The organism is Pseudomonas sp. FGI182 (assembly GCF_000511325.1).
In the GTDB taxonomy this organism is placed as follows: Bacteria; Pseudomonadota; Gammaproteobacteria; order Pseudomonadales; family Pseudomonadaceae; genus Aquipseudomonas; species Aquipseudomonas putida_Z.
The window spans coordinates 149642-166667 of record NZ_CP007012.1 but is presented as its reverse complement, the minus strand read 5'-3'; the positions used below and the strand labels follow the sequence as shown (position 1 = coordinate 166667).

The following is a 17026-nucleotide window of genomic DNA, read 5'->3' as shown; positions in this document are numbered from 1 at the left end:
GCAAAGCGGCCCCTCGGTTTCGGCAACAATGCCGGAGACCTGGGGGCTGCTCTGCAGCCCATCGCGACACAAGGCCGCTCCTACAGGGACAGCGCCAGCCTGAAGCCGGTGATGGCGATGGGCTGCAGGGCAGCCCATTGGCGCATCAGCTGTCCTTGTTGTGGACGATGATGGTCGGGTCAGCACCGCTGATCAACGAGTTGATCGTGGTGTTGGACCAGTTCACCCCTTCCAGCTTGATGGTGACGTCGGCGTTGGCGATACCACCGGCGGCATTGAGCTTGCCTTCGCTGCTGACCTGCAGCGTCGTCGTGCCTTCCACCGTGGTGAGCTTCAGGTAGTTGTCGATGGTGCTGCCCTTCTCGCCCTGGAGCAGGTCCTTGAGGTCGATGCGGTCGCCTTCGGCCACCTTGAAATCCTTGATCACGTCTTTGCCGGTATCGCCAGCCTTCCATACGAAGGTGTCGGCACCGCTGCCACCGGTCATGGTGTCATCGCCCTTGCCGCCAAGCAGGATGTCATTGCCTTCACCGCCGAGCAGGGTGTCCTTGCCCAGGCCACCGATCAGGATGTCATTGCCCTTGCCACCGTCGAGGGTGTCGTCGCCGCCCTGGCCGAACAGAAGGTCATTGCCCGCGCCACCGTTGAGAATGTCATTGCCATCGTTGCTGCGCGAGACATCGAATTCGCTGACGTGCTCGACGATGTACTTGTGCAGCACGCGACCGTCGACATCACCCAGGGCCACACCCAGCTGACCTGCGACATATCCCTGTATGGCTTCGACACCGTTGCCGGCGACCGAACCAAAGCTCACCAGGTCACCGAAGATAATGTCGTTGCCATCACCACCGTTGACGGTGTCATTGCCTGGCACGGTGGCTTCGGTGTGGCCCAGGATCGCTTCCGCCAGTTTGCTCGGGTCGATATTGGTCTGCGGCTTGCTATCGGTGTCGTAAGGCTTCAGGTCGTTGAAGTTGACCGCGCTGTTGAGGCCAATGGCCTCCACGCCAGACAGCTTGGACAACAACAGGAAGCTCTGCTGGGAATTGACGTCCGCATAGTAGTCGGTCCAGCGGTCGGAAGTGGCGTAGGAAAACTCATAAGTACCATCTCCCTGAGCATGCAACTGTCCGCTTGCATAACTGTCGGTTTTCCAGTTGTTGCCGTTTCCGGTTTTGTACTCGGCGGTCATGTTGCCAGCGGCGTCGATGCTGAATCGGTTGTTGTTCCCAACGAGCTTGTCAGTGACCACATCACCCAATTTGTAGTTGATCGACTTCAGCACTGCATCCAGCGTGTAGCTTGAGTTCATGAGCGTGGGGTCATACTCGCCGGTCTGGTACACGTTCGGCTGGCCGTCGGTGATGAAGAACGTCTGGCGGCTGCCGGTGTTGCCCGCGTCCATCAATTGCTTGAACCAGTTGGCGGTGGTCTTGAAGGCATCCTCGTAGTTGGTCGAGCCGCTGGAATAGAGTTTATTGAGCGCACTGTAGAGCGAGCTCAGCGCGTTCTTGTCGCCCAGGTTGACCGAAACCGTACTGTTCACCTGGGTGGAGAAGTCCACCAGCAGGATGTTCACTGTACCGGACTGCGCGCCCTTGACGCTGTTGGCCAAGGTATCGAACACCGACTTCAGCGAGTTGCGCGCGGCATCGACCGCGCTGCCCATGCTGCCTGAGGTATCGACGATGAACGCAATGTTGTAATCCTGACCCGGCGTCACGTGCAGGCCACTGATGTCGGCAACGATGATGTCGCTGGTGGCGGTGCCGGTGAAACTGTCGCTGTCGGTGGTCAGGTTGCTGGCGGTGTAGGTGTCCGGATAGACAGTTACCTTGATCGTGCCTTCGGTAGAGGCTTTGCTGCCGCCCACGCTTTCGGTAGCGGTCGAGGTGACCTTCACATCGAAACTGCCCTGGTAGTACGCCGGCGGCTTGATGCTCAGGCCGTTGAGGCTCCAGCCGGTGACGTCAACCGAAGTGGCGCCGACGGTTACGGTATGACCGGCGCCATCGCTGAGCACCGAACCTGCCGGAATGCCGTCCAGCTTGACGCTCAGGCTCTCGGAGCCGTCGGTGTCGGTCAGGTTGGTGGAAATGCCAACCAGCTTGACGGTGCCGTTCTCCGGCCCTTCGTTAAGCTTGTAGCCATCGTAGTAGCCCTGGCCGTCACTGCCATGGAAATCGGACACGGAAAGCCCGGCATTACCCATCGCCGCAACGTTCGGGTACATCGGGATGGCCGAGCTGCTCAGGTCGGTCACCGGGCCGTTGCCGACCTTGACGTTGATATCCAGGCTACCCGGGCCGGACTGGTTGGCGTGGTAGATCTCCAGGGTGTAGTAGCCGCTGACAGGCGGCGAGAAGCTGCCGGAGATCGTACCGCCCGCCCCCCAGGTGGCGCCGACCACGCTGGTTTTGCCGATATAGACCTGCAAGCTGTCATCGGCGGTGCCGCTGAAGGTGTAGGTCTGGCCGGCTTCCAGGTAGATCAGACCGGAGGTCTTGGAGCCAGTGCCGGCGGCAACGCTGCCGCCCGAATCGGCGCTGGTAACCTGCTCGGTCTTGCTGGCACTGCCAGAGTTGGCGAACACGTTCTTCAGCGCAGTACCACTGATGCCGTTGCCGTTGGTGCCCAGGCCCGTGAGGCTGTTCCAGGTTTCCTTGGTCAGGCCAAGCGAATCGGGGGTGTTGCTGCCGATGTTCAGGCCAGGCTTGTCGGCTACAGGCGCAATATCGACCTTCAGCGTGGCCTCGCCACCAGCAGCGGCACCGTCGGTAGGCTTGTACTTGATCTGGGCATAGTCGGCCTGCTTGTTGCCGACGCCCGTTCCGCCATATCCGTCGATACCCGACTCGTTGGGTTTCGGCACGAACCGCAGGTTGCCGGCAGCGATGTCGGCCTGGCTGACGGTCTGGTTCTGGGCGACGTTGACCCAGGCGGTGCCGTTGAAGAGCTGCAGGGAACCCGCTGGCAGCTGGGTGAAGGTCACACCCAGGCTCGACAGGGCGCTGTCGACGTCGGAAATGTTGAAGTCGTTCCAGGTCAGCACCAGCGGCGTGTCTTCGACGCCAGTGACAGCGCCGCCGGTGGCGACCGGTGCGTCGTTGACGGCGATCACATTCACCGTGGTCGTGGCGGTGTTCGAGGTATTAACGCCGTCGGTCACCGTCACGGTGATGATGCGAGGCGTGGTGCTCGGGTTCTCGCTGCTGTTGATGAAGGTGATGTTCTTGATCGCCTGGATATAGTCGGCCAGCGATGCAGTGCCGCTCAGGGTCAGGACTACCTTGCCGTCTGTGCTATTGGCGTTGATCGTGATGCCGTTGACACTGTTGCCCAGGTTCAGCGCGTCACCCGGCTGGCGGTTGGTCAGGGTGACCGTCGCACCCGTCAGCTGCGAGCTGTCGAAGTCGGTGATGGTGACGTCCACATCGCCGATCGACACACCACTGCCTGGCTGGTTCTCGGTGAAGGTGGTCTGGTAGTCGGCACCGGTCTTGCCGCTGGAGTCGTTGCCATCCAGGTCCAGAACCGGGGCTGGTTCGAAGATCTGGGTGGTCACGCTGCCGGCGCTGGAGCTGATGTCGAGCTTCTCGAAGTTGCCGCCAGTGGCCGAATCGATCTTGACGGTGAAGTGCTCGGTGCCCTCGGTGGTGCTGTCCTTGAAGGTCGGGATGGTGAACGTTGCCTGCGTGCTGTTGGCCTTGATCACCACGGTGGCCACGCCGGTGTAGTCCGTGCCATCGGCCGCGGTGCCGGTGTAGGTCAGTTTGACGGTGACGTCGGTCTCGGCCTTGTTGGTCAGGTTCAGGACGTACGTGGCATCGCCACCTTCGGCGACCGCAGAGGTGCCGCTGATGCTCAGGGTGGTGGTCTGGATGGTATCCGTGACCGCAGTGACCGCCGCGGTATCGCTGACGTTCAGTTTCTCGAAGTTGCCACCGCTGGTTTCGGTGATCTTCGCCGAAACGTTGCCTGCATCGATATAGACGTCATCGGTAGGCGCCGGAACGGTAACGCTACCGGAGAGCTTGCCCGCTTCGATGCTGATGACGGCACCGTTGCTGAGCTTGATGGTCATGTCGGTGCCGGCCTTGTTGGTCAAGGTGGCGGTGTAGGTGATCTGGCCACCTTCCTGGACGGTAGGAGTGGCAGTCAGGGTCAGACCGGTGTTATCGAGGGTGTCGGTGACTTTGGTCACAGCTGCAGAGTTGCTGATGTTCAGCTTCTCGAAGTCACCACCGGTGGTGCCGGTGACAGTCACGCTCAGGTTTTCGGCATCGAGGTACACGTCATCGCTTGGGGCATTGATGGTGATCGACGCTTCTTTCGAACCGGCGGCGATGGTGATCGTCTCACCGTTGCTCAGCTTGATCACCAAGTCGGTACCGGCCTTGTTGGTCAAGGTAGCGGTGTAGGTGATCTTGCCACCTTCGGCCACGGTGTCCGTTGCGGTCAGGGTGAGCGTGGTGACATCCGGAGTCGCCGGGTTGTCGGTGACGGTGGTCACCGGCTCGCCAACGGCCACGGTCTTCTCGTAATTGCCGCCCGAGATATTGGTGATCTTGTTGGTCAGGTCCAGGTTGGTGTTGTGGACGTTGTTCGGTGCAGTGAACGGTACCGAAGCCGACGACTCGCCCACCGGGATGGTGATGGTCTGGCCGTTGGCCAACTTCACCACCAGGTCCGAACCGGTGACCTTGTGGTTGACCGAAGCGGTGTAAGTCACCACGCCGCCCTCGACCACACTTTGTGTGGCGGTCAGGGTTACGGTGGTGGTGTCGATGGTATCGGTCACCTTGGTCACAGCCGCAGTGCTGCTGACGTCGAGCTTCTCGAAGTCACCACCGGTGGTGCCGGTGACGGTCACGCTCAGGTTTTCGGCATCGAGGTACACGTCGTCGCTTGGGGCATCGATGGTGATCGAGGCTTCCTTCGAGCCGGCCGCGATGGTGATGGTTTCACCGTTGCTCAGTTTGATCACCAGGTCAGTGCCAGCCTTGTTGGTCAGGGTAGCGGTATAGGTGATCGCCCCGCCTTCAGCCACGGTATCCGTCGCGGTCAGGGTGAGCGTAGTGATGTCCGGAGTGGCCGGGTTGTCGGTGACGGTGGTCACCGGCTCGCCAACGGCCACGGTCTTCTCGTAATTGCCGCCCGAGATGTCGGTGATCTTGTTGGTCAGGTCCAGGTTGGTGTTGTGGACGTTGTTCGGTGCAGTGAACGGTACCGAAGCCGACGACTCACCCACCGGGATGGTGATGGTCTGGCCGTTGGCCAGTTTCACCACCAGATCGGAACCGGTGACCTTGTGGTTGACCGACGCGGTGTAAGTGACCACGCCACCTTCAGCGACGGTCGAAGTCGCGGTCAGGGTCACGGTGGTGGTGTCGATGGTGTCGGTGACCTTGGTCACAGCTGCGGTGCTGCTGACGTCCAGCTTCTCGAAGTCACCACCGGTGGTACCGGTGACGGTCACGCTCAGGTTTTCGGCATCGAGGTACACGTCGTCGCTTGGGGCATCGATGGTGATCGACGCTTCCTTCGAGCCGGCCGCGATGGTGATGGTTTCACCGTTGCTCAGCTTGATCACCAGGTCGGTGCCCGCCTTGTTGGTCAAGGTAGCGGTGTAGGTGATCTTGCCACCTTCGGCCACGGTGTCCGTCGCGGTCAGGGTGAGCGTGGTGACGTCCGGAGTCGCCGGGTTGTCGGTGACGGTGGTCACCGGTTCACCAACGGCCACGGTCTTCTCGTAATTGCCGCCCGAGATATTGGTGATCTTGTTGGTCAGGTCCAGGTTGGTGTTGTGGACGTTGTTCGGGGCGGTGAACGGCACCGAAGCAGACGACTCGCCCACCGGAATGGTGATGGTCTGGCCGTTGGCCAACTTCACCACCAGGTCCGAACCGGTGACCTTGTGGTTAACCGACGCGGTGTAAGTCACCACGCCGCCTTCAGCGACAGTCGAAGTCGCCGTCAGGGTGACGGTGGTGGTGTCGATGGTGTCAGTGACCTTGGTCACGGCCGCGGTGCTGCTGACGTCCAGTTTCTCGAAGTCACCACCGGTGGTACCGGTGACGGTCACGCTCAGGTTTTCGGCATCGACGTACACGTCATCGCTTGGTGCATCGATGGTGATCGAGGCTTCCTTCGAACCGGCGGCAATGGTGATGCTCTCGCCGTTGCTCAGCTTGATCACAAGGTCAGTACCGGCCTTGTTGGTCAGGGTGGCGGTGTAGGTGATCTTGCCGCCTTCAGCCACGGTGTCCGTCGCAGTCAGGGTGAGCGTGGTGACGTCCGGAGTCGCCGGATTATCGGTGACAGTCGTCACTGGCTCGCCAACCGCCACGGTCTTCTCGTAGTTGCCGCCCGAGATATTGGTGATCTTGTTGGTCAGGTCCAGGTTGGTGTTGTGGACGTTGTTCGGGGCGGTGAACGGCACCGAAGCAGACGACTCGCCCACCGGAATGGTGATGGTCTGGCCGTTGGCCAACTTCACCACCAGATCGGAACCGGTGACCTTGTGGTTAACCGACGCGGTGTAGGTCACCACGCCGCCCTCGACCACGCTTTGCGTGGCGGTCAGGGTCACGGTGGTGGTGTCGATAGTGTCGGTGACCTTGGTCACAGCCGCGGTGCTGCTGACGTCCAGCTTCTCGAAGTCACCACCGGTGGTACCGGTGACGGTCACGCTCAGGTTTTCGGCATCGACGTACACATCATCGTTTGGAGCATCGATGGTGATCGACGCTTCCTTCGAGCCGGCTGCGATGGTGATGGTTTCACCGTTACTCAGCTTGATCACCAAGTCGGTACCCGCCTTGTTGGTCAGGGTAGCGGTGTAGGTGATCTTGCCGCCTTCGGCCACGGTATCCGTCGCAGTCAGCGTGAGCGTAGTGATGTCCGGCGTGGCCGGGCTGTCGGTGACGGTGGTCACCGGCTCGCCAACCGCCACGGTCTTCTCGTAGTTGCCGCCCGAGATATTGGTGATCTTGTTGGTCAGGTCCAGGTTGGTGTTGTGGACGTTGTTCGGGGCGGTGAACGGCACCGAAGCAGACGACTCGCCCACCGGAATGGTGATGGTCTGGCCGTTGGCCAACTTCACCACCAGGTCCGAACCGGTGACCTTGTGGTTAACCGACGCGGTGTAGGTCACCACGCCGCCTTCAGCGACGGTCGAAGTCGCCGTCAGGGTGACGGTGGTGGTGTCGATAGTGTCGGTGACCTTGGTCACAGCCGCGGTGCTGCTGACGTCAAGTTTCTCGAAGTCGCCACCGGTGGTGCCGGTGACGGTTACGCTCAAGTCTTCGGCATCGACGTAGACGTCGTCGCTTGGTGCATCGATAGTGATCGAGGCTTCTTTCGAGCCAGCGGCGATGGTGATGGTTTCACCGTTGCTCAGCTTGATCACCAGGTCGGTGCCCGCCTTGTTGGTCAAGGTAGCGGTGTAGGTGATCTTGCCACCTTCGGCCACGGTGTCCGTTGCGGTCAGGGTGAGCGTGGTGACGTCCGGAGTCGCCAGGTTGTCGGTGACCGTGGTCACTGGCTCGCCAACCGCCACGGTCTTCTCGTAGTTGCCACCCGAGATGTCGGTGATCTTGTTGGTCAGGTCGAGGTTGGTGTTATGGACGTTGTTCGGTGCATTGAACGGTACCGAAGCCGACGACTCGCCCACCGGGATGGTGATGGTCTGGCCGTTGGCCAACTTCACCACCAGATCCGAACCGGTGACTTTGTGGTTGACCGACGCGGTGTAGGTCACCACGCCACCCTCGACCACGCTTTGCGTGGCGGTCAGGGTGACGGTAGTGGTGTCGATGGTGTCGGTGACCTTGGTCACAGCCGCGGTGCTGCTGACGTCGAGTTTCTCGAAGTCGCCACCGGTGGTGCCGGTGACGGTTACGCTCAAGTCTTCGGCATCGACGTAGACGTCGTCGCTTGGTGCATCGATAGTGATCGAGGCTTCTTTCGAGCCAGCGGCGATGGTGATGGTTTCACCGTTGCTCAGCTTGATCACCAGGTCGGTGCCCGCCTTGTTGGTCAAGGTAGCGGTGTAGGTGATCTTGCCACCTTCGGCCACGGTGTCCGTTGCGGTCAGGGTGAGCGTGGTGACATCCGGAGTCGCCGGATTGTCGGTGACGGTGGTCACCGGCTCGCCAACGGCCACGGTCTTCTCGTAATTGCCGCCCGAGATGTCGGTGATCTTGTTGGTCAGGTCCAGGTTGGTGTTGTGGACGTTGTTCGGGGCGGTGAACGGTACCGAAGCCGACGACTCGCCCACCGGAATGGTAATGGTCTGGCCGTTGGCCAACTTCACCACCAGGTCCGAACCGGTGACTTTGTGGTTAACCGAAGCGGTGTAAGTCACCACGCCGCCTTCAGCGACAGTCGAAGTCGCCGTCAGGGTGACGGTGGTGGTGTCAATGGTGTCAGTGACCTTGGTCACCGCTGCGCCGCTGTTTACATTCAGCTTCTCGAAGTCACCACCCGAAGTTTCGGTCATTTTTACCTGAAGGACTTCAGCATCGACATACACGTCATCGCTTGGCGCATCGATGGTGATCGAGGCTTCCTTCGAGCCAGCCGCAATGGTGATGGTCTCGCCATTGCTCAGTTTGATGACCAGATCGGTACCGGCCTTGTTGGTCAAGGTGGCGGTGTAGGTGATCTTGCCACCCTCGGCGACTGTCGGCGTCGCGCTCAGGGTCAGGTGAGTAATGTCCTTGGTACCTGGACCATCGGTCACAGTTGTCACCGGCTCGCCGACGGCCACGGCCTTCTCGTAGTTGCCGCCCGAGATGTCGGTGATCTTGTTGGTGAGGTCCGGGTTGGTTTTATGGACGTTGTCTGGTGCAGTGAACGGTACCGAAGCAGACGACTCGCCCACCGGAATGGTAATGGTCTGGCCGTTGGCCAGTTTCACCACCAGGTCCGAACCGGTGACTTTGTGGTTGACCGACGCGGTGTAGGTCACCACGCCACCCTCGACCACGCTTTGCGTGGCGGTAAGGGTGACGGTGGTGGTGTCGATGGTGTCGGTGACCTTGGTCACGGCCGCGGTGCTGCTGACGTCGAGTTTCTCGAAGTCGCCACCGGTGGTGCCGGTGACGGTTACGCTCAAGTCTTCGGCATCGACGTAGACGTCGTCGCTTGGTGCATCGATAGTGATCGAGGCTTCTTTCGAGCCAGCGGCGATGGTGATGGTTTCACCGTTGCTCAGCTTGATCACCAGGTCGGTGCCCGCCTTGTTGGTCAAGGTAGCGGTGTAGGTGATCTTGCCACCTTCGGCCACGGTGTCCGTTGCGGTCAGGGTGAGCGTGGTGACATCCGGAGTCGCCGGATTGTCGGTGACGGTGGTCACCGGCTCGCCAACGGCCACGGTCTTCTCGTAATTGCCGCCCGAGATGTCGGTGATCTTGTTGGTCAGGTCCAGGTTGGTGTTGTGGACGTTGTTCGGGGCGGTGAACGGTACCGAAGCCGACGACTCGCCCACCGGAATGGTAATGGTCTGGCCGTTGGCCAGTTTCACCACCAGATCGGAACCGGTGACTTTGTGGTTGACCGACGCGGTGTAGGTCACCACGCCGCCCTCGACCACGCTTTGCGTGGCGGTCAGGGTGACGGTAGTGGTGTCGATGGTGTCAGTGACCTTGGTCACAGCCGCAGTGCTGCTGACGTCCAACTTCTCGAAGTCACCACCGGTGGTGCCGGTGACGGTCACGCTCAGGTCTTCGGCATCGACATACACATCGTCGCTTGGGGCATCGATGGTGATCGAAGCTTCCTTCGAACCGGCGGCAATGGTGATGCTCTCGCCGTTGCTCAGCTTGATCACCAGGTCAGTACCGGCCTTGTTGGTCAGGGTGGCGGTGTAGGTGATCTTGCCGCCTTCAGCCACGGTGTCCGTCGCAGTCAGGGTGAGCGTGGTGACGTCCGGAGTCGCCGGATTATCGGTGACAGTCGTCACTGGCTCGCCAACCGCCACGGTCTTCTCGTAGTTGCCGCCCGAGATATTGGTGATCTTGTTGGTCAGGTCCAGGTTGGTGTTGTGGACGTTGTTCGGTGCAGTGAACGGTACCGAAGCCGACGACTCGCCCACCGGGATGGTGATGGTCTGGCCGTTGGCCAACTTCACCACCAGGTCCGAACCGGTGACCTTGTGGTTGACCGACGCGGTGTAAGTCACCACGCCGCCCTCGACCACGCTTTGCGTGGCGGTCAGGGTGACGGTAGTGGTGTCGATGGTGTCAGTGATCTTGGTCACAGCCGCAGTGCTGCTGACGTCCAACTTCTCGAAGTCACCACCGGTGGTGCCGGTGACGGTCACGCTCAGGTCTTCGGCATCGACGTAGACGTCGTCGCTTGGGGCATCGATGGTGATCGACGCTTCTTTCGAACCGGCGGCGATGGTGATCGTCTCACCGTTGCTCAGCTTGATCACCAGGTCGGTACCGGCCTTGTTGGTCAAGGTGGCGGTGTAGGTGATCTTGCCGCCTTCGGCCACGGTGTCCGTTGCGGTCAGGGTGAGCGTGGTGATGTCCGGAGTGGCCGGATTGTCAGTGACAGTGGTCACCGGCTCGCCTACGGCCACGGTCTTCTCGAAATTGCCGCCCGAGATGTCGGTGATCTTGTTGGTCAGGTCCAGGTTGGTGTTGTGGACGTTGTTCGGTACGGTGAACGGTACCGAAGCAGACGACTCGCCCACCGGGATGGTGATGGTCTGGCCGTTGGCCAGTTTCACTACCAGATCGGAACCGGTGACTTTGTGGTTCACCGAAGCGGTGTAAGTCACCACGCCGCCTTCAGCGACAGTCGAAGTCGCCGTCAGGGTGACGGTAGTGGTGTCGATGGTGTCAGTGACCTTGGTCACAGCCGCAGTGCTGCTGACGTCGAGCTTCTCGAAGTCACCACCGGTGGTGCCGGTGACAGTCACGCTCAGGTTTTCGGCATCGACGTAGACGTCGTCGCTTGGGGCATCGATGGTGATCGACGCTTCTTTCGAACCGGCGGCGATGGTGATCGTCTCACCGTTGCTCAGCTTGATCACCAGGTCGGTACCGGCCTTGTTGGTCAAGGTGGCGGTGTAGGTGATCTTGCCGCCTTCGGCCACGGTATCCGTCGCGGTCAGGGTGAGCGTGGTGACGTCCGGAGTCGCCGGGTTGTCGGTGACGGTGGTCACCGGCTCGCCAACCGCCACGGTTTTCTCGTAATTACCGCCCGAGATGTCGGTGATCTTGTTGGTCAGGTCGAGGTTGGTGTTATGGACGTTGTTCGGCGCGGAGAACGGTACCGAAGCCGACGACTCGCCCACCGGGATGGTGATGGTCTGGCCGTTGGCCAACTTTACCACCAGGTCCGAACCGGTGACCTTGTGGTTGACCGACGCGGTGTAAGTCACCACGCCGCCCTCGACCACGCTTTGCGTGGCGGCCAGGGTGACGGTAGTGGTGTCGATGGTGTCGGTGACCTTGGTCACGGCCGCAGTGTTGCTGACGTCGAGTTTCTCGAAGTCGCCACCGGTGGTGCCGGTGACGGTTACGCTCAAGTCTTCGGCATCGACGTAGACGTCGTCGCTTGGTGCATCGATAGTGATCGAGGCTTCTTTCGAGCCAGCGGCGATGGTGATGGTTTCACCGTTGCTCAGCTTGATCACCAGGTCGGTGCCAGCCTTGTTGGTCAAGGTGGCGGTGTAGGTGATCTTGCCGCCTTCGGCCACTGTCGGCGTAGCAGACAGGGTCAGGAAGGTGGTGTCCTCAGAGTCTGGTCCGTCTGTGACGGTGGTGCTGATCTCTGTCTTGTCCAGGGTCAGCTTTTCAAACTTCCACGCGTCTGCACCGCTGACCGAGTCGATGGCATTGACGACAGGCTGAGCGCCTACATAGATGTCATTCGGCGCGGTCACGGTGATCGAGCCGGTGGTGCTGTTAGCCGGCACTACAACAACGGTCTTGCCGTCGCTGAGGGTGAAATACAGCGTCGAGTGGCTATTGATCGGCAGGCCGTCTTTGCTGGTCAGCGTGACGGTGTAGGTAATCTCGCCACCTTCGGTGACGGACTCGGTGGCCGTCAGCTTGGCCACCACTTCGTTGATGGTGTCGGTTACTTTCACCGACGCATCGCCGCCCAATTGCAGGTTTTCGAAGCTGCTGCCTGCGGTATCGGCCGCCGACTTGAGGCCCACGCTGATTTCGCCAGCGTCCTGATAAACGTCTTCACCCTGCTCGGCGTGGGTGTACTGCACGCTGGTTTCGCCCGCCTTGATAGTGACCTGGGCATTGTTGCTCAGGGTCACGACCAGATCGTGCGCCAGAACGGTGTTGATCTTCACGGTGAAGGTCGGGTTCTGGTTCTCGAAGACCGACTCCTGATTGGCCTCGATGGTGACCTTGACGATATCGCCGCCAGGGCCTGGGGTTCCGGGCTCGTCAGTCACCGTTGTGCTGACTTCGGTCTTGTCCAAGGTCAGTTTTTCGAACTTCCACGCGTCTGCACCGCTGACCGAGTCGATCGCGTTGACCACTGGCGCATTGGCGCCCACGTATACGTTGTCCGGCGCGGTCACGGTGATCGAACCGGTGGTGCTGTTGGCCGGTACCACAACAACGGTCTTGCCATCACTGAGGGTGAAGTACAGCGTCGAGTGGCTGTTGAGCGGCAAGCCGTCTTTGCTGGTCAGCGTGACGGTGTAGGTGATCTCGCCACCTTCGGTGACGGACTCGGTAGCCGTCAGCTTGGCCACCACTTCGCTGATGGTATCGGTCACCTCGACCGAAGCGGGACCGCCCAGCTGCAGGTTCTCGAAGACTCGCCCGTCGACATCTGCCGCCGACTCGACGCCCAGACTGATCTGGCCGGCGTCGTTATAGACATCATCGCCCTGCGCGTCGTGAGTATACGGCGCGCTGGTATCGCCAGCCTTGATGGTGACCTGGGCATTGTTGCTCAGGGTCACGACCAGGTCGTATTCCAACGGGGCATTGATGCGTACGGTGAAGGTCGGCTTGAGGTTCTCAGCCACCGAGGGCTGGTCGGCGGTGATGGTGACCTGTACCAGATCGCCCTGGTTACCAGTACCCGGAATGCCGGAGCCTGGCTCGTCTGTTACGGAGGTGGTGACGGTATCACCGCTGAGCGTCAGCTTCTCAAAGCTGTCCGCACCTGATACGGATTCCAGCTTGTTCGCGATAGCCGCCTGACCACCGACATAAACGTCATCGGCGACCGTGATGGTCGCGGTACCCGACGCGTTGTTGGCCGGGATGGTGACTTTCGTCCCATCACTCAGAGTGAAGATCAATGCGCCGTGCTGAGTAACCGGCAGACCCTGCGTGTTGGTCAGGGTGACGGCGTAGGTCACCTGGCCACCCTCGGCTACGGAGGCCTTGTCGACGGTCAGAGTAGCGACGACTTCACTGACGGTGTCCGAGATTTCAACGGTCGCCGGCCCACCAAGGTCCAGCTTCTCGAAAGTGGCACCCGATACGGTAGCGTCTGTGACGCTGAGGGTCACAGAGCCAGCGTCTTTGATTACGTCATCACCCTGGGCCGAGGTCTTGTACTCGACTTCGGTCTTGCCAGCTTCGATGGTCACGGTGTCGCCGTTGGACAAAGTGACAGTCAGAGGACGGTCCAGTGCCTGGCTTACTTTCACGGTGAAGGAAGGCTGCTGGTCTTCGGTCACATTGCCATTGCTGACGATGCTTACGGTGACAGTATCGATACTGTCACTGATCACAGTCGAAGCTGGTGTCGGGTTCGGGGTCAGCTGCTCGAAGTTGCCGCCTGTGGCGCTTTCGATGGTTACGCTGACGGTCGAGCCGTTGTTGTAAACGTCGTTGGCCGGGGTCTGGAAGTCAACACTGCCCTGGGTTTTACCGGCTTCGACGGTAATTGTCTGGCCATTGGACAGGGTTACGGTCACCGGGGTTTGAGCCGGGTTGCTCAGGGTCACGGTGTAGGTGATGACGCCACCTTCGGTCACCGACGGGTTCGCCGTCAGGGTCGCGGTGGTGGTGTCGACCGAGTCGTTGATCGTGGTCTGAGCCGGGGTCGGATTCGGCACCAACTGCTCGAAGTTGCCACCGGTCGCACCGGTAATCGTGGCGCTGACAGTTGAACCGTTGTTGTAGACGTCGTTAGCCGGAGTCTGGAAGTCGACGCTGCCCTGGGTCTTGCCAGCTTCGACGGTAATGGTCTGGCCGTTGGACAGGGTTACGGTCACCGGGGTTTGAGCAGGATTGCTCAGGGTCACGGTGTAGGTGATGACGCCACCTTCGGTCACCGACGGGCTCGCCGTCAGGGTCGCGGTGGTGGTGTCGACCGAGTCGTTGATCGTGGTCTGAGCCGGAGTCGAATTCGGCACCAACTGCTCAAAGTTGCCGCCTGTGGCGCCCTCGACGGTGACGCTGACGGTCGAGCCGTTGTTGTAGACGTCGTTGGCCGGGGTCTGGAAGTCAACGCTGCCCTGGGTCTTGCCGGCTTCGACGGTGATGGTCTGGCCGTTGGACAGGGTTACAGTCACCGGGGTTTGAGCCGGATTGCTCAGGGTAACGGTGTAGGTGATGACGCCACCTTCGGTCACCGACGGGCTCGCCGTCAGGGTCGCGGTGGTGTTGTCGACCGAGTCGTTGATCGTGGTCTGAGCCGGAGTCGGATTCGGCACCAACTGCTCAAAGTTGCCGCCTGTAGCGCCCTCGATGGTGACGCTGACGGTCGAGCCGTTGTTGTAGACGTCGTTGGCCGGGGTCTGGAAGTCGACGCTGCCCTGGGTTTTACCGGCTTCGACGGTGATGGTCTGGCCGTTGGACAGAGTCACGGTCACCGGCGACTGGGCCGGGTTGCTCAGGGTCACGGTGTAGGTGATGACGCCGCCTTCGGTCACCGACGGGCTCGCCGTCAGGGTCGCGGTGGTGGTGTCGACCGAGTCGTTGATGGTGGTCTGAGCCGGGGTCGGGTTCGGCACCAACTGCTCGAAGTTACCGCCGGTCGCACCGGTAATCGTAGTGCTGACGGTCGAGCCGTTGTTGTAGACGTCATTGGCCGGAGTCTGGAAATCGACGCTGCCCTGGGTCTTGCCGGCTTCGACGGTGATGGTCTGGCCGTTGGACAGGGTCACGGTCACCGGCGACTGGGCCGGGTTGCTCAGGGTCACGGTGTAGGTGATGACGCCACCTTCGGTCACCGACGGGCTCGCCGTCAGGGTCGCGGTGGTGGTGTCGACCGAGTCGTTGATGGTGGTCTGAGCCGGGGTCGGGTTCGGCACCAACTGCTCGAAGTTACCGCCGGTCGCACCGGTAATCGTGGTGCTGACGGTCGAGCCGTTGTTGTAGACGTCGTTGGCCGGGGTCTGGAAGTCAATGCTGCCCTGGGTCTTGCCGGCTTCGACGGTGATGGTCTGGCCGTTGGACAGGGTTACAGTCACCGGGGTTTGAGCCGGATTGCTCAGGGTCACGGTGTAGGTGATGACGCCACCTTCGGTCACCGACGGGCTCGCCGTCAGGGTCGCGGTGGTGGTGTCGATCGAGTCGTTGATGGTGGTCTGAGCTGGAGTCGGATTCGGCACCAACTGCTCGAAGTTGCCACCGGTCGCACCGGTAATCGTGGCGCTGACAGTTGAACCGTTGTTGTAGACGTCGTTAGCCGGAGTCTGGAAATCGACGCTGCCCTGGGTCTTGCCGGCTTCGACGGTGATGGTCTGGCCGTTGGACAGGGTTACGGTCACCGGGGTTTGAGCCGGATTGCTCAGGGTCACGGTGTAGGTGATGACGCCACCTTCGGTCACCGACGGGCTCGCCGTCAGGGTCGCGGTGGTGTTGTCGACCGAGTCGTTGATCGTGGTCTGAGCCGGAGTCGGATTCGGCACCAACTGCTCAAAGTTGCCGCCCGTGGCGCCCTCGATGGTGACGCTGACGGTCGAGCCGTTGTTGTAAACGTCGTTGGCCGGGGTCTGGAAGTCAACGCTGCCCTGGGTCTTGCCAGCTTCGATGGTAATGGTCTGGCCGTTGGACAGGGTTACTGTCACCGGGGTCTGCGCCGGGTTGCTCAGGGTCACGGTGTAGGTGATGACGCCGCCTTCAGTCACGCTTGGCGAAGCGGTCAGGGTCGCGGTGGTAGTGTCGATGGTATCGGTAACCTGGGTAACCGCAGGTGTTTGCGGCACGGTCACCGTCAGCCCACCGCCCCCGGTGGTGCCCGTTACGGTCGCCGAAATCTGGTCCCCGTCGACATACGGGGTATCGTTTGCCGGAACCACGACGTTGACGCTGCCCGAGGTCTGCCCGGCCGGAATGACGATTACGGCCCCGTTGGAAAGGGTGACCATCAGGTTGGTGCTCGGTGCCTGGCCAACCGTAGCGGTATAAACGATTACACCACCCGCTTCGCTGATGGACGGGGTAGCGCCAAGAACCAGGTCGGTAGCAACGCTGGTATCCGTCGTCGGCGTAGTTACCTGGTTGTTGCTGGTGGTATCCAGCACGGCAACCTCTTCGCCATCGAGCACGGCAGCAAAGCCCAGCCCGTCAGTCGGGAAGCCGACGGTAGGGTCGACCCGGCCCGCGGTTTCTTCGAGCATGACAAAGCTGTGGCCACCGCCCAGTGCACCACCACCGCCCGCCGATGATGGGCCAGCCGCAGTCGCTTCAAGCTCGGTAGTCGGGTCGACACCGGCAGCGATCGCCTGTTGCAGCTCCTCCACCGACGGCGCGGCCTGTGCGGTCGCCTGGCTCAGGTCGGTGCTGCTGTCTGGCGCATCGGCGCTCCACTGGCTATCACGACCCAGGTCGAGCAGACGGCCATCGGCCAGCTCCAAAGTAACTGCACCACCCGGGCCGGTGAGCACTTCCTCACCGGCCAGCAGGCGGTCCCCTTCAATCAGAACACGCCGAATGCCCTCTGGGGATACCGCAATAACCTGGCCGACAATACTTTTGACGATGGCTACAACGCTGCTCATTGGACTCTCCGTGTGACCCGATGGGTACTTCCCTGCCAGAGCGGCACTTGCAGACCACTTCAGGCGGAA

1 protein-coding gene is annotated in these 17026 nt (G+C 61.1%); it reads right to left on the bottom strand.

Translation table 11 applies throughout. The features are described from left to right. Positions 1-145: 145 nt before the first annotated feature. Positions 146-16957, bottom strand: a complete 16812-nt coding sequence (locus tag C163_RS00685) for a retention module-containing protein (RefSeq protein ID WP_025337259.1) — start codon at positions 16955-16957, stop codon at positions 146-148. Positions 16958-17026 lie beyond the last annotated feature (69 nt).

Coding starts and splice junctions, on each gene's coding strand:
- C163_RS00685 (WP_025337259.1), bottom strand. CDS start 16,957: ATGAGCAGCGTTGTAGCCATCGTCAAAAGTATTGTCGGCCAGGTTATT.